The sequence below is a fragment of the Vibrio sp. 10N.222.52.B12 genome (assembly GCF_002875385.1).
Classification (GTDB): Bacteria; Pseudomonadota; Gammaproteobacteria; order Enterobacterales; family Vibrionaceae; genus Vibrio; species Vibrio jasicida.
The window spans coordinates 1-20,117 of record NZ_MDAW01000126.1 but is presented as its reverse complement, the minus strand read 5'-3'; the positions used below and the strand labels follow the sequence as shown (position 1 = coordinate 20,117).

19 protein-coding genes are annotated in these 20,117 nt (G+C 46.0%); 7 read left to right on the top strand and 12 right to left on the bottom strand.

The genetic code is table 11. The features are described from left to right. Nucleotides 1-21 precede the first annotated feature (21 nt). Nucleotides 22-588 carry an elongation factor P gene (gene efp, locus BCT11_RS16630; protein ID WP_005425036.1) on the top strand — a complete coding sequence of 189 codons (567 nt, stop codon included), beginning with the start codon at nucleotides 22-24 and terminating at the stop codon, nucleotides 586-588. A 439-nt stretch (nucleotides 589-1,027) separates the two neighbouring features. Then, nucleotides 1,028-1,711: a nitroreductase family protein gene (locus BCT11_RS16625; RefSeq protein WP_039974255.1), complete on the top strand. Its 684-nt coding sequence runs from the start codon at nucleotides 1,028-1,030 to the stop codon at nucleotides 1,709-1,711. Between the two features lie 92 nt (nucleotides 1,712-1,803). Here the strand turns inward: BCT11_RS16625 and frdD are convergent, their stop codons facing one another. From frdD to frdA, 4 genes are read right to left on the bottom strand one after another with little or no spacing between them, the layout of a single operon-like run. Then, the gene (frdD, locus tag BCT11_RS16620) at nucleotides 1,804-2,181 is read right to left on the bottom strand and encodes a fumarate reductase subunit FrdD (protein WP_038871005.1); all 378 of its coding nucleotides are present in this window, start codon (nucleotides 2,179-2,181) and stop codon (nucleotides 1,804-1,806) included. Between the two features lie 12 nt (nucleotides 2,182-2,193). Beyond that, nucleotides 2,194-2,577, bottom strand: a complete 384-nt coding sequence (gene frdC, locus BCT11_RS16615) for a fumarate reductase subunit FrdC (protein WP_038871007.1) — start codon at nucleotides 2,575-2,577, stop codon at nucleotides 2,194-2,196. Between the two features lie 2 nt (nucleotides 2,578-2,579). Continuing rightward, a complete protein-coding gene (locus BCT11_RS16610) occupies nucleotides 2,580-3,338 on the bottom strand; it encodes a succinate dehydrogenase/fumarate reductase iron-sulfur subunit (RefSeq protein ID WP_038871009.1) in 759 nt (252 codons plus the stop codon). Beyond that, nucleotides 3,338-5,158 carry a fumarate reductase (quinol) flavoprotein subunit gene (gene frdA / locus BCT11_RS16605; RefSeq protein ID WP_038871011.1) on the bottom strand — a complete coding sequence of 607 codons (1,821 nt, stop codon included), beginning with the start codon at nucleotides 5,156-5,158 and terminating at the stop codon, nucleotides 3,338-3,340. The genes BCT11_RS16610 and frdA overlap by 1 nt, the downstream gene beginning before the upstream one ends. 450 nt (nucleotides 5,159-5,608) lie before the next feature. Between frdA and epmA the strand changes: the two genes are divergently transcribed. The 4 genes from epmA (at nucleotide 5,609) to BCT11_RS16585 (ending at nucleotide 8,764) form a co-directional block, all read left to right on the top strand. Further along, nucleotides 5,609-6,580 (top strand): elongation factor P--(R)-beta-lysine ligase, encoded by a 972-nt coding sequence (gene epmA / locus BCT11_RS16600; RefSeq protein WP_102388774.1) that lies wholly within the window; start codon nucleotides 5,609-5,611, stop codon nucleotides 6,578-6,580. A gap of 9 nt (nucleotides 6,581-6,589) precedes the next feature. Then, nucleotides 6,590-6,964: a VanZ family protein gene (locus BCT11_RS16595; RefSeq protein ID WP_042604426.1), complete on the top strand. Its 375-nt coding sequence runs from the start codon at nucleotides 6,590-6,592 to the stop codon at nucleotides 6,962-6,964. A 21-nt stretch (nucleotides 6,965-6,985) separates the two neighbouring features. Further along, on the top strand, nucleotides 6,986-7,621 hold the full coding sequence (locus BCT11_RS16590; RefSeq protein ID WP_038871017.1) for a TetR/AcrR family transcriptional regulator: 636 nt from the start codon (nucleotides 6,986-6,988) through the stop codon (nucleotides 7,619-7,621). 186 nt (nucleotides 7,622-7,807) lie between these two features. After that, nucleotides 7,808-8,764 (top strand): acetyltransferase, encoded by a 957-nt coding sequence (locus BCT11_RS16585; protein WP_102388773.1) that lies wholly within the window; start codon nucleotides 7,808-7,810, stop codon nucleotides 8,762-8,764. Between the two features lie 73 nt (nucleotides 8,765-8,837). Here the strand turns inward: BCT11_RS16585 and BCT11_RS16580 are convergent, their stop codons facing one another. The 5 genes from BCT11_RS16580 to BCT11_RS16560 form a co-directional block, all read right to left on the bottom strand. After that, a complete protein-coding gene (locus BCT11_RS16580; RefSeq protein WP_042602243.1) occupies nucleotides 8,838-9,983 on the bottom strand; it encodes a murein hydrolase activator EnvC in 1,146 nt (381 codons plus the stop codon). A 26-nt stretch (nucleotides 9,984-10,009) separates the two neighbouring features. Continuing rightward, nucleotides 10,010-10,831 (bottom strand): serine O-acetyltransferase, encoded by an 822-nt coding sequence (gene cysE / locus BCT11_RS16575; protein WP_038881492.1) that lies wholly within the window; start codon nucleotides 10,829-10,831, stop codon nucleotides 10,010-10,012. A gap of 78 nt (nucleotides 10,832-10,909) precedes the next feature. Beyond that, on the bottom strand, nucleotides 10,910-11,947 hold the full coding sequence (gpsA, locus tag BCT11_RS16570) for an NAD(P)H-dependent glycerol-3-phosphate dehydrogenase (RefSeq protein ID WP_102388772.1): 1,038 nt from the start codon (nucleotides 11,945-11,947) through the stop codon (nucleotides 10,910-10,912). 200 nt (nucleotides 11,948-12,147) lie between these two features. Continuing rightward, on the bottom strand, nucleotides 12,148-12,612 hold the full coding sequence (gene secB / locus BCT11_RS16565; RefSeq protein WP_005530940.1) for a protein-export chaperone SecB: 465 nt from the start codon (nucleotides 12,610-12,612) through the stop codon (nucleotides 12,148-12,150). A 206-nt stretch (nucleotides 12,613-12,818) separates the two neighbouring features. After that, complete coding sequence (locus tag BCT11_RS16560; protein ID WP_038871024.1) at nucleotides 12,819-13,253, bottom strand: rhodanese-like domain-containing protein; 435 nt, start codon at nucleotides 13,251-13,253, stop codon at nucleotides 12,819-12,821. 486 nt (nucleotides 13,254-13,739) lie between these two features. On the opposite strand from BCT11_RS16560, the gene gpmM reads away from it, so the two are divergent. Then, nucleotides 13,740-15,272 (top strand): 2,3-bisphosphoglycerate-independent phosphoglycerate mutase, encoded by a 1,533-nt coding sequence (gene gpmM / locus BCT11_RS16555; RefSeq protein WP_038871026.1) that lies wholly within the window; start codon nucleotides 13,740-13,742, stop codon nucleotides 15,270-15,272. Between the two features lie 118 nt (nucleotides 15,273-15,390). On the opposite strand, the gene BCT11_RS16550 is transcribed toward gpmM, so the two are convergent. The 3 genes from BCT11_RS16550 to BCT11_RS16540 all read right to left on the bottom strand — a co-directional run bounded on the left by BCT11_RS16550 (nucleotide 15,391) and on the right by BCT11_RS16540 (nucleotide 19,974). Continuing rightward, nucleotides 15,391-16,278 carry a DMT family transporter gene (locus BCT11_RS16550; protein ID WP_054824567.1) on the bottom strand — a complete coding sequence of 296 codons (888 nt, stop codon included), beginning with the start codon at nucleotides 16,276-16,278 and terminating at the stop codon, nucleotides 15,391-15,393. 120 nt (nucleotides 16,279-16,398) lie between these two features. Next, nucleotides 16,399-18,279 carry a methyl-accepting chemotaxis protein gene (locus BCT11_RS16545; RefSeq protein WP_102388771.1) on the bottom strand — a complete coding sequence of 627 codons (1,881 nt, stop codon included), beginning with the start codon at nucleotides 18,277-18,279 and terminating at the stop codon, nucleotides 16,399-16,401. Between the two features lie 279 nt (nucleotides 18,280-18,558). Further along, entirely contained in the window at nucleotides 18,559-19,974 is a 1,416-nt protein-coding gene (locus BCT11_RS16540) for an SLC13 family permease (protein ID WP_038871033.1), read from the bottom strand. Nucleotides 19,975-20,117 lie beyond the last annotated feature (143 nt).

Sequence of the window (20,117 nt, the reverse complement as noted above, 5' to 3'; positions counted from 1 at the left end):
CTAAGAATGTAAGAGGAAAAAATGGCTACAGTTAGCACCAATGAATTTAAAGGCGGCCTTAAGTTAATGCTTGATAACGAGCCTTGTGTAATTCTGGAAAACGAATACGTTAAACCAGGTAAAGGCCAAGCGTTCAACCGCGTTAAAATTCGTAAACTTCTTTCTGGTAAAGTGCTAGAGAAAACATTCAAGTCTGGTGACACTTGTGAAGTGGCAGACGTAATGGATATCGACCTAGATTATCTATATTCAGACGGCGAATTCTACCACTTTATGAACAACGAAACTTTCGAGCAGATCGCTGCAGACGCGAAAGCGGTTGGTGACAACGCTAAGTGGTTGGTAGAAAACAACACTTGTATGATCACGCTTTGGAACGGTAACCCAATCACAGTTACTCCACCAAACTTCGTTGAACTAGAAGTTACTGACACAGACCCAGGTCTAAAAGGTGACACTCAAGGTACAGGTGGTAAGCCAGCAACACTATCAACTGGCGCTGTAGTACGTGTACCACTATTCATCGCAATTGGCGAAGTGATCAAAGTTGACACTCGTACTGCTGAATATGTAGGTCGTGTGAAGTAATTCACCTCAGACTTTCTGATTGAAAAGGTCGCTTCGGCGGCCTTTTTTATTATCTGTTGTTTTATCCTAACAGCTTCAAGCTCTAGCGTGATAGATACCAACAACAAACGTGATAGCTCATCAGCCGAGAAAGGGCGGTGATTGGCTTTAGTACTGCGGCTTAATGAACCAAGTAAGAAGATAAAACAGTAATAAGATCATGGGTGGTCAAAAGCTTAAAAAGCAAAAAGATCATAGGTAACCCAAAGCTCTGGTAGCTGTACAAATCAGAGTAATGCAGAGGCTGATACGTGTTATCAGCCTCTCTTTTTTGTTGGTGAAACACGGCTGAATATTTGCGCTTTATCTCAATATCACATTGATTTTATGAAGATAAAAACGCAGATGGTGAAATTTGTGGCTATAGTAAATCGACACCCAACAAGCGCAAGGAAGCACTATGTCGACTCAAGAGCAACATCACCCACTCAATGATTTTGTGGAATACTCTCCGCAAGAAATGGCAGCAAGAGCTGTACAGAATCTTGAGCAACTTCAGCGCCGTCATTCCATTCGTAGCTTCTCTGATCGTCCTGTGGCGAAAGAAGTGATTGAGCACTGCATTCGAGCAGCAGGTACAGCTCCGAGTGGTGCAAATCATCAGCCTTGGCATTTTGTTGCGATTAATAGTGCGGAAGTGAAAGGGCAGATCCGCCAAGCCGCTGAAGAACTAGAACAGTCTTTCTATGAAGGGAGAGCAGGGCAAGAATGGTTAGATGCACTGAAGCCACTCGGTACCAATGCCAGTAAGCCTTATCTAGAAAAAGCACCGTGGTTGATTGCGGTGTTTTCACAAAAGAAAGGTGGCACGAGCAATGATGGAGAGCAAACCAATTACTATGTGCACGAGTCGGTAGGGATTGCCACAGGTTTTTTGCTTCAAGCATTGCATAACGCCGGTTTGGGTACGCTGACTCATACACCAAAACCAATGAGTTTCTTAAGTAAGATTTGCGGGCGAGACAATGATGTCGATCGTCCATATATGTTGATTGTGACCGGTTATCCGGAAGAGGATGCGACCATTCCGGAACATGCGATGCACAAAAAATCTTTGGATGACATCGCGACCTTTATTGAATAGCGGTTGTATTGATCTGCACTCGTTGAGAAAACATAAATAACAGGCAATAAAAAAGCTGGCGAGTTGCCAGCTTTTTCATTTTCGTCAGCGTCTTAAATCATAAAGATAAAGACAACGGCCAGCGCAGTGATTAAACCTGCAAACGCGTAACATGCGATTTTACCAATCAAGCCTGTGTGGAACTTAAGGTCGTGCATGCCGTGGTGTAGACGGTGCATCGCATGCCACATTGGCAATGCTAGCGTACCTATGATGAATAGCGCACCGATGATGCTGGTTGCGAATTCAGATACGCGTTCGTAACTCATTGCTTCTGCATCAATCACGCCAAGCGGTACCAAGATGCCCATAACCAGCACGGTAATCGGTGTGATCATCGCAAACCAAGTACCACCGGCACCAAATAGACCCCACCAGATTGGCTCATCAGAACGCTTCGGGGCTGTGTTAACACTATAATTCGGTTTCATTACTAAAGCTCCTTACACCACGATGAGAACGATCAGTGAGATGAACGCAACTGCGGCCCACTGAGTCAGAACGATGATTTTCTTATCCACTGGTTTGCCTTTCAAACGAATTGGCATTACTTGTGGCATCATGCTGAAGAAGGTTTGTGCATGGAACAAACTGCCTAGTAGAGCAACAATGTTGATTGCTACTACGATAGGGTTTGCCATGAACTCTAACCAACCTTGCCAAGCTTCTGGGCCTTTTACTAATGAACCTAGACCGAAAGTCAGGAAGATAGTGAATAGGATCAGAGGAAGCACAGTTGCTTCACGTACCATGTAGAAGCGGTAGAAAGGATGGTTCTTCCACCATGTGCGTTTTATTTCACGAACGTAAGGTTTACGGTTGCTCATCCTTATGCCTCCACTTTCTTTGGTGAACCATCAGGTTTCAACATCGCAATCACGAAGTCCATAGAAGACTCCACTTTGCCTTGGTTTACTGCCGCTGCTGGATCGACGCTCTTCGGACAAACTTCAGAACAGTAACCTACAAAGGTACAGCCCCAAGCGCCGTTTTCACCATTGATCAGCTTCATGCGCTCAGCTTTACCGTTGTCACGGCTATCTAGGTTGTAACGGTGTGCCAGTGTTAGTGCCGCCGGACCGATGAACTCAGGGTTCAAACCGAACTGAGGACATGCCGCGTAGCAAAGACCACAGTTGATACAACCAGCAAACTGTTTGTACTTCGCCATTTGCTCTGGCGTTTGCAGGTTTGTGCCGTCTTCTGGCTTGCGATCGTTACCAATGATGTAAGGTTTGATTGCTTCTAGGCGCTCGATGAACGGCGTCATATCAACGATCAAGTCTTTCTCGATTGGGAAGTTTGCTAGTGGTTCGATAGTCACGCCATTCGGGTAATCACGTAGGAAGCTCTTACAAGCGAGCTTAGGCACGTTGTTTACCATGATGCCGCAAGAACCACAGATCGCCATACGACAAGACCAGCGGTAAGACAGATCTTTATCTAGGTGATCTTTGATGTAGCCAAGTGCATCAAGTACGGACATGGTTTCATCAAATGGGACTTCGAATGTTTGCGTGTATGGTTCCGCGTCCTTCTCAGGGTCGTAACGCAGAATGTCTACTTTTTGAATGCGGTTTGCTGACATTATGCTTGCTCCTCTGCGCTCTTCGCTTCTGCTTCAGCGGCTTTTTCTGCTGCTGCTGCTTTCTCTGCTGCTTCACCGTATAGACGTGCTTTAGGCTGAGACTTAGTGATCTTCACGCCGCTGTAGTCAATACTTGGTGCTGCATCTTCTTTGAAGAAAGCAAGTGAGTGTTTCAGGAAGTTCACATCGTCACGTTCAGTACAACCATCGTCTAGACGCTGGTGCGCACCACGAGATTCTTTACGTAGGATGGCAGAGTGAACCATCGCTTCTGCGACTTCTAGGCCGTAACCAACTTCGATTGCGTATAAAAGATCAGTGTTGAACACTTTGCCTTTATCTTTGATGCTGATCTGTTTGTAACGAGCTTTAAGTTCAGTGATCTTATCAATCGTTGCTTGCATCAAATCTTCTTGGCGGTAGATACCACAACCTGCTTCCATGGTGTGACCCATTTCAGTACGGATATCTGCCCAGTTTTCTTCGCCTTCTTGGTTCATCAGAGCAGCAATGCGGTCTTCAACTGCTTTCACTTGAGTCGCGATAGACTCTTCGTTCCAGCCTTTGAATTCTGCTGCGCGTTTCACCGCTTGTTCACCCGCAACGCGACCGAATACAACGAACTCAGCCAGCGAGTTAGAACCTAGACGGTTTGCGCCGTGAAGACCAACTGATGCACATTCGCCAACCGCGAATAGACCTTTAATGCGAGTTTCACATTCGCCGTTGGTTTCAATGCCACCCATGGTGTAGTGAACCGTAGGACGAATTGGAATTGGCTCTTTTGCAGGGTCTACGTTCACATAAGCTTTCGCTAGTTCACAGATGAACGGTAAACGCTCTTGTAGGTATTCTTCACCAAGGTGGCGAAGGTCTAGGTGCACCACGTCACCAAGAGGGTGTTTGATGGTGTTGCCTTTCTGCTGTTCATGCCAGAACGCTTGAGAAACTTTGTCACGAGGACCCAGTTCCATGTATTTGTTTTTCGGCTCGCCCACTGGGGTTTCTGGGCCCATGCCGTAATCTTGCAGGTAACGGTAACCATCTTTGTTAACGATGATACCGCCTTCACCACGACAACCTTCGGTCATCAGGATACCTGTGCCAGGAAGACCTGTTGGGTGGTATTGAACGAATTCCATATCACGTAGAGGAACGCCGTGACGGTAAGCCATCGCCATGCCGTCGCCCGTTACGATACCGCCGTTGGTGTTACAGTGATAAACACGACCAGCACCACCTGTTGCTAACACAACCGATTTCGCTTTAATCGTAACCAACTCACCTTCAGACATGTGGATTGCAATCAGACCTTGTACTTCACCTTCATCAACAAGCAAATCGACAACAAAGTACTCATCAAAGCGTTTGATGTTGTCGTACTTCATTGACGTCTGGAATAGCGTGTGAAGCATGTGGAAGCCAGTTTTATCTGCAGCGAACCAAGTACGTTCAACCTTCATACCGCCAAAGCGGCGTACGTTGACTTCACCGTTCTCTTTACGACTCCATGGGCAACCCCATTGCTCCATTTGGATCATTTCGCGAGTCGCGTTCTCTACAAAGTATTCAACAACGTCCTGTTCACATAGCCAGTCACCACCGCCAACGGTATCGTTGAAGTGATTGTCTAAGCTATCTTCATCCTTGATAACTGCTGCTGAGCCACCTTCTGCAGCAACCGTGTGGGAGCGCATTGGGTAAACTTTAGAAATAAGTGCTACTTCTAAGTCCGGGTTTGCTTCAGCCGCTGCAATAGCAGTACGAAGACCAGCGCCGCCTGCGCCGATGACTGCGATATCTGTGGTGATAATTTGCACAGTTATCCTCCAGTGTGTGATTGCGGAAATCCGCTTGTTATTGTGAGTGTGAGGGCACCGTTTTAAGGCAATCCCTCAAAAGTAGTAGGGTTAGTGTAGGGGAGGCTTATGGCAGAAAAATTGATGTATTTGGGGTTTTTCTCCGGTAATGCACATGTGAGCATAGAAATTCTAGGTTATGTGACTGCTATCACGGCACGAAACGTTTGGTGCACAAACGTAATCGCTGTCAATGTTACATGACTGTTGCGCGACATTACCCTCATTGATAATAGGGTAAGTTGTGAGTGTTTTTTGTACTGTGGAACGTCAAATGCTTGCTTCAGTTTTAATCGATTTTTATTCGCGTTTGGGCGGCAAAAATTGGAGCCGATTCCCCCCTCGCTGAACTAGGCAAATCATGCCAAAATTGCTATTTTTCCTGCTCATCAACCTTTTAAGAGTTTTGTTATGCAAACGAACTGGCAACCTACCGCTTCTATGGAACAACTACGTCAACGTGCGATGTTGATTACCGCTATTCGTCAATTCTTCGCCGAGCGACAGGTGATGGAAGTCGACACGCCAGCGATGAGTCACGCGACGGTGACAGACATTCATTTGCATACCTTCCAGACTGAATTTGTAGGACCAGGCTATGCCGGTGGCAGCAAACTGTTCTTTATGACCAGTCCTGAATTCCATATGAAGCGCCTACTGGCTGCGGGCAGTGGTTGTATTTACCAAATCAACAAAGCTTTTCGTAATGAAGAGAATGGTCGTCACCACAACCCTGAATTCACCATGTTGGAGTGGTACCGTATTGGTTTTGATCATCATAAGCTGATGGACGAAATGGATGACCTGCTACAACTGGTATTGAAGTGCGGCGCTGCTGAGCGAATGACTTACCAGCAAGCTTTTATAAACGTACTTGGTGCGTGCCCATTAGAAGGCTCGATGCAAGAGCTAAAAGCAGTCGCGGCAAAGCTGGGTTTGAGTGACATTGCAGAGCCAGAAGAAGATCGTGATACCTTGCTGCAACTGTTGTTCAGCATCGGTGTGGAAGCCAAGATTGGTCAGCAAGTCCCTGCGTTTGTTTATGACTTCCCAGCTTCACAAGCCGCGCTGGCAAAGATTAACCCACAAGATACCCGTGTCGCGGATCGCTTTGAGGTGTACTTCAAAGGTATTGAGCTTGCGAACGGCTTCCATGAACTCGATAACCCGAAAGAGCAATTAGCACGTTTCGAACAAGATAACGCTAAGCGTCTAGAAATGGGCTTGAAGCCACAACCTATCGATTTCCATCTTATTGGTGCATTAGAGGCGGGCTTGCCAGATTGTGCTGGTGTGGCATTAGGCATTGATCGTTTGATTATGTTGGCATTAGGTTGCGACCATATTGATCAAGTGACCGCTTTCCCATTCCCAATTGCTTAAGGATTGATGATGAACCTAATCGCTGCCCGTTTCGTTCTACTGAGCTATGCCGCCCTCATTGCTTATCTTTCTTTGAGTTCGGGTGAGTTGCAAGATTGGGGTGACATTGCGTACTTGGATAAGATGCAGCATGCGATGGCGTACAGTGGTTTTGGTTTCTTAGGTTGCTTTTGTGTTTCAAAGTGGCGTCAGCGTTGGACGATAGCAGTGAGTATTTTGTTATTTAGTGCCGTGATTGAAGTTCTGCAAGGGTATGTGGGTCGACAAACGTCATGGCATGATCTGATTGCAAACACCATTGGTATCGTAACTGGTCTGCTATGTTACCGTATTTGGAGCCTCTATCGACCTAGGTTGGTGAAGTCGTTATACTCAATTCGTTAATGAAGAGGGAATACGATAACCATGAAAACGCGCGACAAAATTGTCTATGCCGCACTGGAGTTGTTTAACCAACATGGTGAGCGCAATATCACAACCAATCACATTGCTGACCATATTGAAATTAGCCCAGGCAACCTTTACTACCACTTTCGTAATAAGCAAGAAATCGTGCGTGAGATCTTCGCACTTTACTCTGCGGAGTTGCTAGAAAGATTCACTCCAATTCAAGGTTCTCAAGAGAGCCTGACCATGCTGAAAAGCTACCTAGATTCCATTTTTACGCTAATGTGGAAGTACCGTTTCTTTTACGCAAACTTACCGGAAATCTTATCGCGCGATGAAAAGCTGCATGATGAGTACATTGATGTTCAGGAAAAGCTTCAAGCGAACCTGATTGCCATCATGCAAGAGTTTGTGTCGTTGAAGTTGTTGAACGTTGACCAAACACAATTGAAGCCTTTGGTTTGTACTCTGCATTTGATTGCGTGTAGCTGGCTAGCGTATCAATCAGCGATGTCTCCAAAAACAGAAATCACCGAAACAATGGTAAAACAAGGCATGCTACAAATGCTAAATGTGGTGAAGCCTGTTGCGACAGAGCAAGGTATGGAGCAGTTACTGCTACTCGAAGAGGCTTTAAGCACACTACACAGTTAGTACTATTTTCCCTCCTTATTAACATTAGAAAATGAGAGTATGGCTCAATGCTTAAGGTTTAGAGCGCAGCTCTCATTTTCAGTCCCTCCCTTGAGTTGACTTGCTGTGCTCATTTCGCACAATAGGATTCATACACCCCCCAATTATCTGTTGGGATATGACTCTCGATAAAGGAACTATCGTTCAATGAACTACGACATTTTTAATGGCGATGCCGATGGCATCATCGCATTGTTGCAATTGCGTTTGGCGGATCCCATCGAAGCTAAGTTGGTGACTGGTGTTAAACGTGATATTAAGCTGGTGGAAAAGGTCGATCTGCAAGCTGGCGATGAGCTGACGGTATTAGACATTTCAATGGAAAAGAACATGGTAGGTCTAGAGCAAGCATTGGCTCAAGGCGCACATGTGTTTTACGCTGATCACCACAAAGCGGGTGAGATTCCTCAACATGGTAACTTAGATGCGCACATCGATCTTGATGCTAATATGTGTACCGCTTTGATTGTCGATAAACTGCTTGATGGCCGTTTTCATACATGGGCGATCACCGCTGCTTATGGTGATAACTTGATTGCTAAAGCGGATACGTTGGCGGACAAAATCAAACTCAATGAAGAGCAAAAAGCGCAGTTAAAAGAGCTAGGTACACTGATTAACTACAATGGCTACGGCTCGAAAGTTGATGATCTTCACTTCCATCCGGCGGATTTGTATCGTGCACTTCTTCACTACACCTCTCCATTTGATGCTATTGAAGATAAAGCGTCACCTTACTACCAATTACAATCGGCTTATCAGCAAGATATGGATGCGGCACTAGCTGTCCCTGCAACTCACGAAAGCTCAAAGCTCAAGCTGTTTGAACTACCGAATAATGCAGCATCACGCCGAATTAGTGGTGTTTATGGCAACTGGCTTGCGAACCAAAATCCAGACTCTGCGCATGCGGTATTAACTGAAAATACAGATGGCACATACACGGTTTCTCTTCGTGCTCCGTTGAATAACAAGCAAGGTGCCGTGGCTGTGTGTGGGCAGTTCCCAACTGGTGGTGGAAGAGAAGCGGCTGCGGGTATTAATGCGTTAAGTAAAGATGATGTAAGTGCCTTTATTGATGCGGTAGAGACCTATTACGCATAGCGCTTTCCCAAATATACATACAAAAAAGGAGCCGAGTGGCTCCTTTTTTATTGCGAAACAATAAGTTGAGTAGTTAACGTTTCAGCCAAGATTTCGGGTTTTGCGCTTCACTGTTACGGCGGATCTCGAAGTAGAGCGAGGCACGGTCTTGACCACCAGTATCCCCCGCGAGTGCAATGACTTCACCTGCTGTCACCTTATCGCCTTCTTTCTTAGTTAACGCTTGGTTGTAGCCATAAAGCGTCATATCGCCCTTACCATGGTCAAGCAAAACGACTAGACCATAACCACGTAAGTACTCCGCAAATACAACGGTACCTGGGTAAACCGCCTTCACTTGCTGGCCATAATTAGCTGAGAGCACCATGCCTTTCCAGTTTACTTGGCCGGTTTGTCTTGTGCCAAAGTTATGTAGGACGCGACCTTTTAATGGCCATGGCAATTTACCGCGCTGTTTCGCAATACCATCCATCGGCACTGCGTTACGTTTCGCGGCTTTCGCGATCTCGGCTTTTAGACGGGTTTCGTTGCGTTGTAGTTCAGAAAGGTAACGCTTGTCGTCTTTGATGCTTTTTTGAATCTTGCTCAGTGTCCCTTTACGTTTCGACTGGGTATTTGCCAACGAAGAACGTTTTTCGGATTGCTGTTTGAGCAGGGTTTCAATTTGTGCTTTTTCGAGCTCGAGTTGGTTCTTATTATGTGCCAACTCCTGCGTGGTCTTGGTGATGTCATCAATCACTTTTGCCCGTGCTTTTGCCAAATGCTGGAAGTACTGACTAATGCGATCTTCTTCTACACCTTGATTCAAAAGGTGACCATTGGCTTTGGCTCTTTCTGTCACGTAGTAGGTCTGAAGCAGCTGCTTTAGCTCTTCTTCCTGCGCCTGACGCTGACCTTCTTGCAGAGCAATCTTCTCTTCTAACTTATTAATGTTTTGATCAGCCTGCGCTAAGTCTGCTTTGGTTTGCTTGATTTCTCTTTCTAATTTAGAAATACCAAGCTCTTGGTTTTTTAGCGACTTTTGTAGATCGTTCAGTTGTTTTTCTTGAGAGGTGAGTGACTTACGCTGGCGGTTAATTTCGCTGGAAACGCCTTTCAGCTCTTGCTGGCTAGCAGCGGAAGAGGTGATGGGATATGTGGCAGATAAAGCACAAGTTAATAAAATAGCCGAGCGTAGCACTGGGTGATTTTGTTTTCGCACTTGAGAGTTACCTACCACATTATTGTCAAAAGATTAAATGACGATTAAATACCATCCCCGTGGATAAAGCTTTGCGATTTGCCATTAAAGCCTTGATCCATATCGAGAGAAGGTTTGTCCGTTTTTGGACGACCAACAATTTTCGCAGGCACTCCCGCCACAGTTGTGTGCGGTGGCACTGCTTGCAATACCACAGAGCAAGAGCCAATTTTCGCGCCTTCACCTACTTCGATATTGCCAAGAATTTTTGCACCGGCGCCGATCATGACGCCTTCGCGAATTTTCGGGTGACGGTCACCGCATTCTTTGCCAGTACCACCAAGGGTGACATCCTGCAAAATAGACACATCGTTTTCTACGACTGCCGTTTCACCGATCACGATGCCTGTCGCATGGTCTAGCATGATACCACTACCGATGCGTGCCGCAGGGTGAATATCCACCTGACATGCCACAGAGATCTGGTTTTGTAGATAAGTCGCAAGTGCGTGACGCCCTTGCTTCCAGAGCCAGTTTGCTACGCGGTAGCCTTGCAGAGCATGATAGCCCTTTAGATAAAGCAGTGGCATTGAGTACATCGAAACCGCGGGGTCACGATTCACCGTTGCACAAATATCGCAGGCCGCGCCGTCCGTGATGGTTGGATCGGCCGCGAAGGCTTCTTCAACCACTTCACGTACTGCCATTGCAGGCATGGAAGCGGTGTTCAATTTGTTTGCCAGAATGTAGCTTAACGCAGCACACAAGCTTTCATGCTTGATGATAGTCGCATGGTAAAAGCTCGCCAACATGGGCTCTTGCTCTGACATCTCACGGGCTTCTGAGACAATTTTGTCCCAGACTTTTTGTTTTTCGCAGTGTTTCATTCTCAATGTCCTGAGTGGTTCTTCCGTGACCCGACAACTTCTATTCTTCTCAGATGAGGTGCAAAGGGGCGTAGAGTGCTACTTTCCTTCGGCTTTTTTGTCACGAGCAAGTAAATCTTGCGCTGCCAGGCGTGCATCCTTCCCTTGATACAATACTTGATAAATTTGGTCAACAATTGGCATTTCAACGTCCATGCGTTGAGAAAGCATCCACACTTCCTTCGTGTTACGGTAGCCTTCCACCACTTGGCCGATCTCTTCTTGAGCGGTGTCGACATCTTTACCTTTACCTAGTGCCAAACCAAAACGGCGGTTACGTGATTGGTTATCGGTACAAGTCAATACAAGATCACCCAAACCAGCCATGCCCATAAAGGTCTCTGGTTGTGCGCCCAGTGCAGCGCCAAGGCGGCTCATTTCCGCAAGGCCACGCGTGATGAGTGCCGTACGTGCGTTCGCACCAAAACCAATGCCGTCAGACATACCTGCACCAATGGCGATAACGTTTTTCACGGCGCCGCCAAGTTGCATGCCGATGAAGTCGTTGTTTGCGTAAACACGGAAAGTTTTACTGCAATGGATTTTTTCTTGCAGATCAGCAACGAAATCTGAGTCTGGAGAGGCAACGGAGATGGCTGTTGGCATGCCCATCGCAAGTTCTTTTGCGAAAGTAGGACCTGAAAGTACCGCGAGAGAGTAACTCTCACCAATAATGTCGAAAGCCACTTCTTTAAGTAGACGACCTGTTTCTGGTTCTAGGCCTTTGGTTGCCCAGCAAATACGAGAATCTTCACGTAGGAAAGGCTTGCAGCTATTCAGTACGATGCCAAAGACATGGCTAGGAACGACGACTAACAAGTCACGGCTTGCTTGAACGGCTTTTTCTAAATCCGATTCAATAATCAAGCTCTCAGGGAAATCAATACCAGGTAAGAATTCATGGTTGGCACGAGCTGCCTCAAGGCGAGCCATGTGTGTTGGCTCATGACCCCAAAGAACCACGTTCGCACCGTTGCGAGCAAGGGAAATCGCCAAAGAAGTGCCGTATGAACCTGCGCCAATCACCGTCATTGCGATGTCTTTACCGTAAGCATTGTTGGTATTTGCTTGTGTCATGCTACCGCCTAATTGTCTTTCTACTAATAGAATCTAGTTCATAATCGCCAGATTTTACGCTCTCTAGCGGCTAGGAACTAGGATCTTTCAGAAATAAAAAATGCACATTGCATCACTGGTTAGACGCGTTGTGCATTTTCTTAAGGTATATGCCGTGTCGAATTAGAATCTACTATGACACGTCACTTACAAAACGTGAATTACGCTTCAGCTTCGCCTTGTTGAGCTTGCTGTTGTAGGTAGTTCATGAACAGCGCGTCGAAGTTAACTGGCGCTAGGTTCAGTTGAGGGAACGTACCTTTAACCACTAGGCTTGAGATAGTTTCACGAGCGTAAGGGAATAGGATGTTCGGGCAGAATGCGCCTAGGCAATGTGCTAGTTGGCCTGCTTCCATTTGCTCAGCTGTGAAGATACCACCTTGTTGAACTTCACATAGGAACGCTGTTTCTTCTTCGTTCTTTACAGTAACTGTTAGACGTAGAACTACTTCGTAAACGCCTTCACCAAGCTCACGGCTTTGAGTGTCTAGGTCTAGTTTAACGTCTGGGTTCCACTCTTTTTGGAACATTACTGGAGAGTTAGGCGCTTCAAAAGAAACGTCTTTTAGGAAGATGCGTTGAATTGCGAAGTTTTGTTGTGCGTCTTGTGGTGCTGCTTCAGCCATTTTTAAATCCTTAATAAACATTTGTTGAGCCTAGAACGATCTAAACCCAGAAATATGGTTTGTCCTGAGACTAACTGAGCAAATCTACATTGACTAGATGAAGCGCGTATTACGTGCAAAGCGTCACAACTTAGTGCTTCAACTGCTTTCTATTTGCTCAGTTTATATAAACGAGGCTTGGCAAAATTGGATTTTTACCGCGAACCTTATTTTTTACCACGTACTAGCGGTAGGTTCGCTTCGCTCCATGCAATCAAGCCATTTTTCAGTAGGCTTACGTTTTCGAAGCCTGCTTTAGCTAGTAGGTTTGCACTTTCTTGAGCAGTTTGGCCTGTCTTGCATACCACAATGATTGGGTCTGATTTACGGTTTTCAAGGCTACCAAAGTTACCAGCTTTGATATCTGACGGTAAAATGTGAAGTGCGTCGGTGATATGGCCTTGTTTGAACTCATCTTTAGAGCGGATATCGACCACAACGCCGTTTTCACGGTTCATTAGGTGAGTCAGTTGGTTTACGTTAATCTCTTTGTATGCGGCTGTCGCTGACTTCACGATGTTCATGATGAATGCGACAAGAAGACCTACCCAAACCAAAGATAGAATCATGTTCTGTTGGAAAAAATCAATGTACTCTTGCATGTCTTGAGCTCTTGCAATGTTGGCGGAAAAATAAAGCAGGAGTATAGCGGGGTTAGTCGCCTTAGGCGAGAGGGTTAAAATTTTCTAACGAATAATTGAGATCTACGCGCTTGCCTCAAGCCTTTTCTAATGTGCTATTCGTGCAATCTTAGTATCACTTCTTCCTATCAATCTAATTGGTGTAATTGACTTCACTTCTACATTGAAAAGCGCAAAATAGTTATCAACAAAAAGTTTTTCACCAAAGTATTTCGGTGGTCGTACAAAGCATCTTGAAAGTGACTATGCTTGTGAAACACGTTTGCTGACTAGGTCGGATTGCTTGCTAACTTGTAAGATAGCAACAATAAATCGCAAACATTATTTGATCTTAACCTACAGTTTTGGTTAAAAAGTGTAGTAAAATTACGCTAGTTTTGTTTCAAGGTTAGATGGAGCAATGAAGCTCTACGCCGAAAGTTACTTAAATTTGATGAGGTCATCACTATGTCTGCTAAGAAGCCATTGGCTCTAGTTATCCTTGACGGTTACGGTTACCGTGAAGACACAGCAAGTAACGCAATTGCAAATGCTAAAACACCAGTAATGGATGCACTGATTGCGAATAACCCTAACACTCTAATCTCTGCTTCAGGTATGGACGTTGGTCTTCCTGATGGTCAAATGGGTAACTCAGAAGTTGGTCATACCAACATCGGTGCAGGTCGCGTTGTATACCAAGATCTAACTCGTATCACTAAGTCTATCGCTGATGGTGAGTTTGCTGAGACAGCTGCGTTAGTCGAAGCTATCGATTCTGCAGTTGAAGCTGGTAAAGCGGTACACCTAATGGGCCTTATGTCTCCAGGTGGTGTTCACTCTCACGAAGATCACATCTACGCAGCAGTTGAAATGGCAGCCGCTCGTGGCGCTGAGAAAATTTACCTACACTGCTTCCTAGACGGCCGTGACACGCCACCACGCAGTGCTGAAAACTCACTACAACGTTTCCAAGACCTATTTGCGAAACTAGGTAAAGGCCGTGTTGCTTCTCTCGTAGGTCGTTACTACGCAATGGACCGTGACAACAACTGGGATCGCGTTCAAGTTGCATACGATCTTCTGACTCAAGCAAAAGCTGAGTTCACAGCAGAAACAGCAGTTGCTGGTCTAGAAGCGGCTTACGCTCGTGAAGAAAACGACGAGTTTGTTAAAGCTACAGCGATCAAAGCTGAAGGCCAAGAAGATGCAATCATGCAAGATGGCGACGCTGTTATCTTCATGAACTACCGTGCTGACCGTGCACGTCAAATCACTCGTGCATTCGTTCCTGCATTTGATGGCTTCGAGCGTGCGGCGTTCCCAGCGATCAACTTCGTGATGCTGACTCAATACGCAGCTGATATCCCGCTAGCTATTGCTTTCCCACCTGCGTCTCTAGAAAACACGTACGGTGAGTGGCTATCTAAGCAAGGTCAAACTCAGCTACGTATTTCTGAAACAGAGAAATACGCACACGTTACATTCTTCTTCAACGGTGGTGTTGAGAATGAATTTGAAGGTGAAGAGCGTCAACTTGTTGCTTCTCCAAAAGTAGCAACTTACGACATGCAACCAGAGATGAGCTCTCCAGAGCTAACTGAGAAAATGGTTGCAGCGATCAAATCTGGCAAATTCGACACTATCATTTGTAACTACCCTAACGCAGATATGGTTGGTCACACTGGCGTTTACGAAGCGGCTGAGCAAGCTATCGAAGCACTAGATGAAAGCGTAGGTAAAGTGGTTGAAGCAATCAAAGAAGTTGGCGGTCAGCTACTGATCACTGCGGACCACGGTAACGCGGAAATGATGATTGACCCAACAACGGGCGGCATTCACACTGCACACACTAACCTACCTGTACCTCTAATCTACGTAGGTGACAAAGCGGTTGAGTTCAAAGAAGGCGGTAAACTGTCTGACCTTGCACCAACCATGCTTTCTCTAGCGGGTCTAGAAATTCCTGCAGAAATGTCTGGTCAAATCCTAGTTAAGTAATTAACTAAGATTCAGAATGATAAAAGCCCGAGTTCGACTCGGGCTTTTTTGTGTCTGCGATTCTGTGTTTGATAAGGCGGTGAGTTACTAAGCTCAACAGGCCCTAATTGAACCTGCTCTATTGTACTAAGATACCAGTACCAATCACGGCTAAGGCCGCGCCAAACCAGGCAAAGCGATTTGGACGTTTCTTGGTGTAAACCCACAACAGCGGCAGTAACATGATTGGTGTTGTTGAAGAAAGCAGAGCCACCATCCCGACATTTCCCTCACGTAGGGCATAGAGAATCAACGTCATACCTACTGCCATGGCCAAGAAACCGTTTAATGCAGTGATGCCAAAAACTTTCCAGGTGATAGTTTGAGTCGCACGGGCTACCTTCGCGCCAATCAACCAAAGCGCGCAATGCGCGACGAAGGCACTGATCATACGAATCGCAGAAGCGGCGACTGGATCGACACTGGTTTGCATGACAGGTTTAGCAATAATACCGCCCAGAGCCTGACACATAGCGGCAGTTAAACCGAGTCCGACGCCAATCCAAACGTTGCCTTTGATCTCTTCTAGCGTGTTACTGGCTTGTCCGCGTCGGCCGTAGAAAATAGCCATGACGACACCGCTAAAAACTAAGGCGGCTCCAATCAGCTCCATACCAGTCATGCTTTCGCTAAATAGAAAGTAACCTAAAATGGCAGAGAAGACGGCGTGACAAGAAAACAGTAAACCTGCTTGGCGTGGCCCCATGCGGTTCAAACAAGCGAACAACGCGGTATCGCCAATAAAGATACCAATCAAACCGGACGCCATCATCGGCGTAATGTGTTCCGCCGAGACACTCAGCCAACCACCCGTTATCCACGCCATCGTGGAGAGGATTACCGCGGTACAGCCCATACGCCATCGGCTATAGGCAAACGCACCAAGATGCTGAGCGGGAACAACAGAAATTAAGCTAGAAACAGCCCATAGGAAAGCAGCGCATAGCGCCAGCCATTCATAACCCATGATTGCGAGACATCCTTGTAGAGCAGGGTAAGGCTCTAATATGCATCAATTTATAGATATGTAAAAGAGCATCTTATCGCTAATAAAAAAGCAGCTCGTTGAGCTGCTTTTGAGGGCGCGTTACACTTTAAAGCGACTGATGTTCTCACGCATCGTATTGGCGGTATCGTACATCTGGCGTGCGCCTTCACTGCTCTTAAGCGATTGTTCGGCAATCATGTCGGCATCGTCTTTAATGCCTTGTGTGTTGCGGCTGATGTCTTCGCTCACCGCACGTTGCTCTTCTGCTGCGCTTGCGATTTGCATTGCCATGTCGTTGATCTCAGTGATGGAGTTGGTGATGCTGGTTAGGCTATCGTGCGCCTGCTGAGCATAATCCACGCTGGTATCCGCCAAACTGGTGCTGGTTTGCATGCTATTGACTGCCAGTTTGGTGTTGTTTTGCAGTGTTTCGATCATGGTGCGGATTTCTTCCGTTGACCCATGAGTGCGTTGGCTCAATACTCGTACTTCATCAGCAACCACGGCAAAGCCACGACCTTGTTCACCAGCACGCGCGGCTTCAATTGCGGCATTGAGTGCCAACAAGTTGGTTTGCTCTGCAATGCCTTGGATGGTCGATAGGATTTGGTTGATGCTTTGCGTATTCGCTTCCAACTCAGAAATCACGTTGGCGGCATCACTGACTTGTTCTGCTAACTCGACAATCGCTTCACGGTTCTTCTGGATAACATTTTGTCCATCCATACAAGCTGATGCAGAGTTTTGTGAAGCGCTGGCAGTCAATTCTGCATGGCTTGCGACTTCTGCTGCGGTTGCTGACATCTCATGAATCGCTGTGGCAATTTGGTTAACATCGTTCTGCTGATGCTCAACGCGACCTGCCGCCATCGCTGACAGTTCATTCGCTTGATTCGCTTGCGCCGATAGTTGCTCACTGTTTTCAACGATGCCTTTTAGCATGGTTTGCATTTGTGCGAGGAATTGGTTTACATGCGTTGCAAGTTCGCCAATCTCATCCATGCGTTCAATCTTGATGCGTTGGGTTAAGTCTCCCTCTCCTTGCGATAGCTCAGAAAGGGCATCTGAGAGCGTTTGAAGTGGTTGGAGTAAGCGCGTGATGATGTAAGTGCTGATCGCTGCAATAATCAAGTACAACACGATAGAGGCAATCGCGGTGAATGTTACCTGCTCAGAGACAGAAGCAAACGCCATTTGCTTGTCTTGCACGATTCCTAAAGACCAGTCGGTATTGGGTACGTTGGCTACGTAAATTAGCTTATCACCCTGATTTGGCCATTGAATGGTATCTAACTTTGCATCGCCTGCGAGATTCATCATCACGCTGTGCGTTAATGTAGGGTTAAGTTCAGTCAGTGGTTTTTGACTTAATTTCTCATCTTTGTAAGCCACTAAGTTGTTATTGCCATCCACCAAAAATGCAAAGCCATCATTATCCAATTGGATATTCAGTACTTCTTTGATGATATCGGTTACTGCTAAGTCTGCGGCAAGAACACCACGATTGCTTTGGTTGAATGCTTTAGCGAAGCTGACAACAATGCTGCCATCAAAGTCTTGGTATGGCTCTGTAATAATTAGGCCTGACTTACTCATCGCATCTTGATACCAAGGGCGAGTTCGAGGGTCGTAATCGGCTGGCCATGATTCACTTTTATCGCCATACGCGATAGAACCATCAGAAAATCCAGCATAAACCGATAAGAACTTACCGGCACGCTTGGTAAGTAGCATCTCTCGGTCTGCATCGTCAGAGCTTGCAATAATATCTTCGTTCGCCAGCATCATATCGCTACGAATCGAGAGCCAGTCACTAATGTAACGGTTGGTTGATTGAGAAATATTTTGAATTTCTCGGTTAAGAGTAGACGTGGTTTCTTCGCGCAATTGATTGACGGAAACCCAAGCTTGAACGCCACTAACAATGGCGATAATGACTGCAATCGCAATCTGGATTTTTAACTTAATTGTATTTCTCATTGCCTTACCTTCATAAAACAGACAAAAAGATCAACGTCACAAGTGGTGACACCAATGGGTATGAGACGATTCAAGCACGGAAAGTTACATGAAAGGCTGCAGATAATTTATCGACATATAGCCGATAAACTTAAGCTAAATAGTGTAATTTTTATTCAACATATTGTTTATAGGTATGAATTTATTGTGGTGAAATAAGAGTTAATTTGAATGTTGTTGGGCCTGTGGGGAAAGAGCAGGGGACTCTGCGGCAGATTGCACTACCGCAGAGTGTGATGATCAAAAGATAATAAGTACCGCACCATAAACGATAAAGAGCCCAATCACCCCGATGATTAAACCGACTTTCGCCATGTCTTTACTCTCAATTAAACCAGTAGAGTAGGCGAGAGAATTTGGTGGTGTAGAGACGGGCAAAATCATACCGAGTGAAGCAGAGAAAGCGACCACAACTAATAGCCCTTGCAAACCACCGATAGCAACAAGACTTGGCATGGAGGCGCCAATGGCGGCTGCGATTGGCATCAGTAAGTTCGCTGTCGCGGTATTGGACATAAAGTTCGCCATTAACCAACACACAATCGATAGTGCGATGACGACAGAGAATGGAGAAAGGGACTCATAGTCAATGGCGTGAGCTAGCGCTTCTGCCAAGCCAGTTTTGTCTAGGGCAATACCAATGGCGATACCACCGGCAACCAACCACAGCACATCCCAGTTTATTAGCTTAAGTTCTTCTTTGCCCATGATGCCCGTTAAAGTGAATACCGCGAGTGGAATAATGGCGACCACATACGTATTCATGCCATGCACTTTAGTCGTCATCCACAGCAGGATAGTCATGGCGAAGGTGACGTAAACCACGATCGCACGCCAACTCTTCTTGAACTTTCCATCCAGACGCAGCTTCATCTCTGGTTCACTAGAAGGGAAGAGCTTTTGTAATAAGAACCAGGCCAGCGTTAGTTGCACCAAGACGAAAGGTAATCCCATCATCATCCAAGATAGGAAGTCGATGCTGTTTTCTCCGGTTAAGTATTGCAAGGCAATCGCGTTGGGCGGTGTACCGATTGGCGTTGCAATACCACCAGTATTCGCGGCAATTGGAATGCACAATACGAGGGCTTTAATGCCTAAATCGCCTTTCGGTGCCGATGCTACAATTGGGCCTAATAATGCGAGCATCATGACAGTGGTCGCCGTATTAGACATGAACATCGAGAACACGGCGGTAATCAGCATTAAGCCCAGCATGATGAACTTAGGCTGAGTGCCAAACGGCTTTAGCAGTACACGAGCAAGGTTGTTATCAAGCTCGTATTTAGAGGCAGCAATAGCGAGTGCGAAGCCCCCCATGAAAAGGATGATGATAGGAGAAGAGAAAGCGGAGAAGATGTCCGTGTAAGCGATCAAGTCCCCCAAATCATGCCCCGCTGGTGGGTTACGAAATAAGTGTAAGCCTTTATCCGATATCATGATCAATTCCAGTGCGATGATAAGAATTGAAGTGGCAAAAACGGGGACAGGCTCTAAAACCCATAGCAGCGCAGCGAGAAGGAAAATCGCCAGTAGACGGTGCTGAATTAACGTGAGGTCGTCTATTGGTATAGCATCAATCGGCATCATTAAAACACCGAGCGGAATCAAAAAACACACCAGTAACTTGACCAGTGTATTCGCACTCATCTTTGGCATTGGTTGCCCCTTCAAATAATCATCCCTAACCACAGAATAATTGATTGTGTTTTTAGGGTCTTAGAGGCAAGTATGAGTTTGAAAAAATGAGACTAAATTTCGAACAGAGTTTTGCTTTTCGTCAATAAAAAAGGTTCATCGCG

What these genes read in the sequence shown, in the direction of transcription:
- BCT11_RS16540 (WP_038871033.1), bottom strand. Translation starts at nt 19,974, where the DNA reads ATGCCAAAGATGAGTGCGAATACACTGGTCAAGTTACTGGTGTGTTTT.
- BCT11_RS16590 (WP_038871017.1), top strand. Translation starts at nt 6,986, where the DNA reads ATGAAAACGCGCGACAAAATTGTCTATGCCGCACTGGAGTTGTTTAAC.
- BCT11_RS16560 (WP_038871024.1), bottom strand. Translation starts at nt 13,253, where the DNA reads ATGCAAGAGTACATTGATTTTTTCCAACAGAACATGATTCTATCTTTG.
- cysE (WP_038881492.1), bottom strand. Translation starts at nt 10,831, where the DNA reads ATGAAACACTGCGAAAAACAAAAAGTCTGGGACAAAATTGTCTCAGAA.
- BCT11_RS16545 (WP_102388771.1), bottom strand. Translation starts at nt 18,279, where the DNA reads ATGAGAAATACAATTAAGTTAAAAATCCAGATTGCGATTGCAGTCATT.
- BCT11_RS16585 (WP_102388773.1), top strand. Translation starts at nt 7,808, where the DNA reads ATGAACTACGACATTTTTAATGGCGATGCCGATGGCATCATCGCATTG.
- BCT11_RS16610 (WP_038871009.1), bottom strand. Translation starts at nt 3,338, where the DNA reads ATGTCAGCAAACCGCATTCAAAAAGTAGACATTCTGCGTTACGACCCT.
- epmA (WP_102388774.1), top strand. Translation starts at nt 5,609, where the DNA reads ATGCAAACGAACTGGCAACCTACCGCTTCTATGGAACAACTACGTCAA.
- gpsA (WP_102388772.1), bottom strand. Translation starts at nt 11,947, where the DNA reads ATGACACAAGCAAATACCAACAATGCTTACGGTAAAGACATCGCAATG.
- BCT11_RS16595 (WP_042604426.1), top strand. Translation starts at nt 6,590, where the DNA reads ATGAACCTAATCGCTGCCCGTTTCGTTCTACTGAGCTATGCCGCCCTC.
- frdC (WP_038871007.1), bottom strand. Translation starts at nt 2,577, where the DNA reads ATGAGCAACCGTAAACCTTACGTTCGTGAAATAAAACGCACATGGTGG.
- secB (WP_005530940.1), bottom strand. Translation starts at nt 12,612, where the DNA reads ATGGCTGAAGCAGCACCACAAGACGCACAACAAAACTTCGCAATTCAA.
- BCT11_RS16550 (WP_054824567.1), bottom strand. Translation starts at nt 16,278, where the DNA reads ATGGGTTATGAATGGCTGGCGCTATGCGCTGCTTTCCTATGGGCTGTT.
- BCT11_RS16625 (WP_039974255.1), top strand. Translation starts at nt 1,028, where the DNA reads ATGTCGACTCAAGAGCAACATCACCCACTCAATGATTTTGTGGAATAC.
- frdD (WP_038871005.1), bottom strand. Translation starts at nt 2,181, where the DNA reads ATGAAACCGAATTATAGTGTTAACACAGCCCCGAAGCGTTCTGATGAG.
- efp (WP_005425036.1), top strand. Translation starts at nt 22, where the DNA reads ATGGCTACAGTTAGCACCAATGAATTTAAAGGCGGCCTTAAGTTAATG.
- gpmM (WP_038871026.1), top strand. Translation starts at nt 13,740, where the DNA reads ATGTCTGCTAAGAAGCCATTGGCTCTAGTTATCCTTGACGGTTACGGT.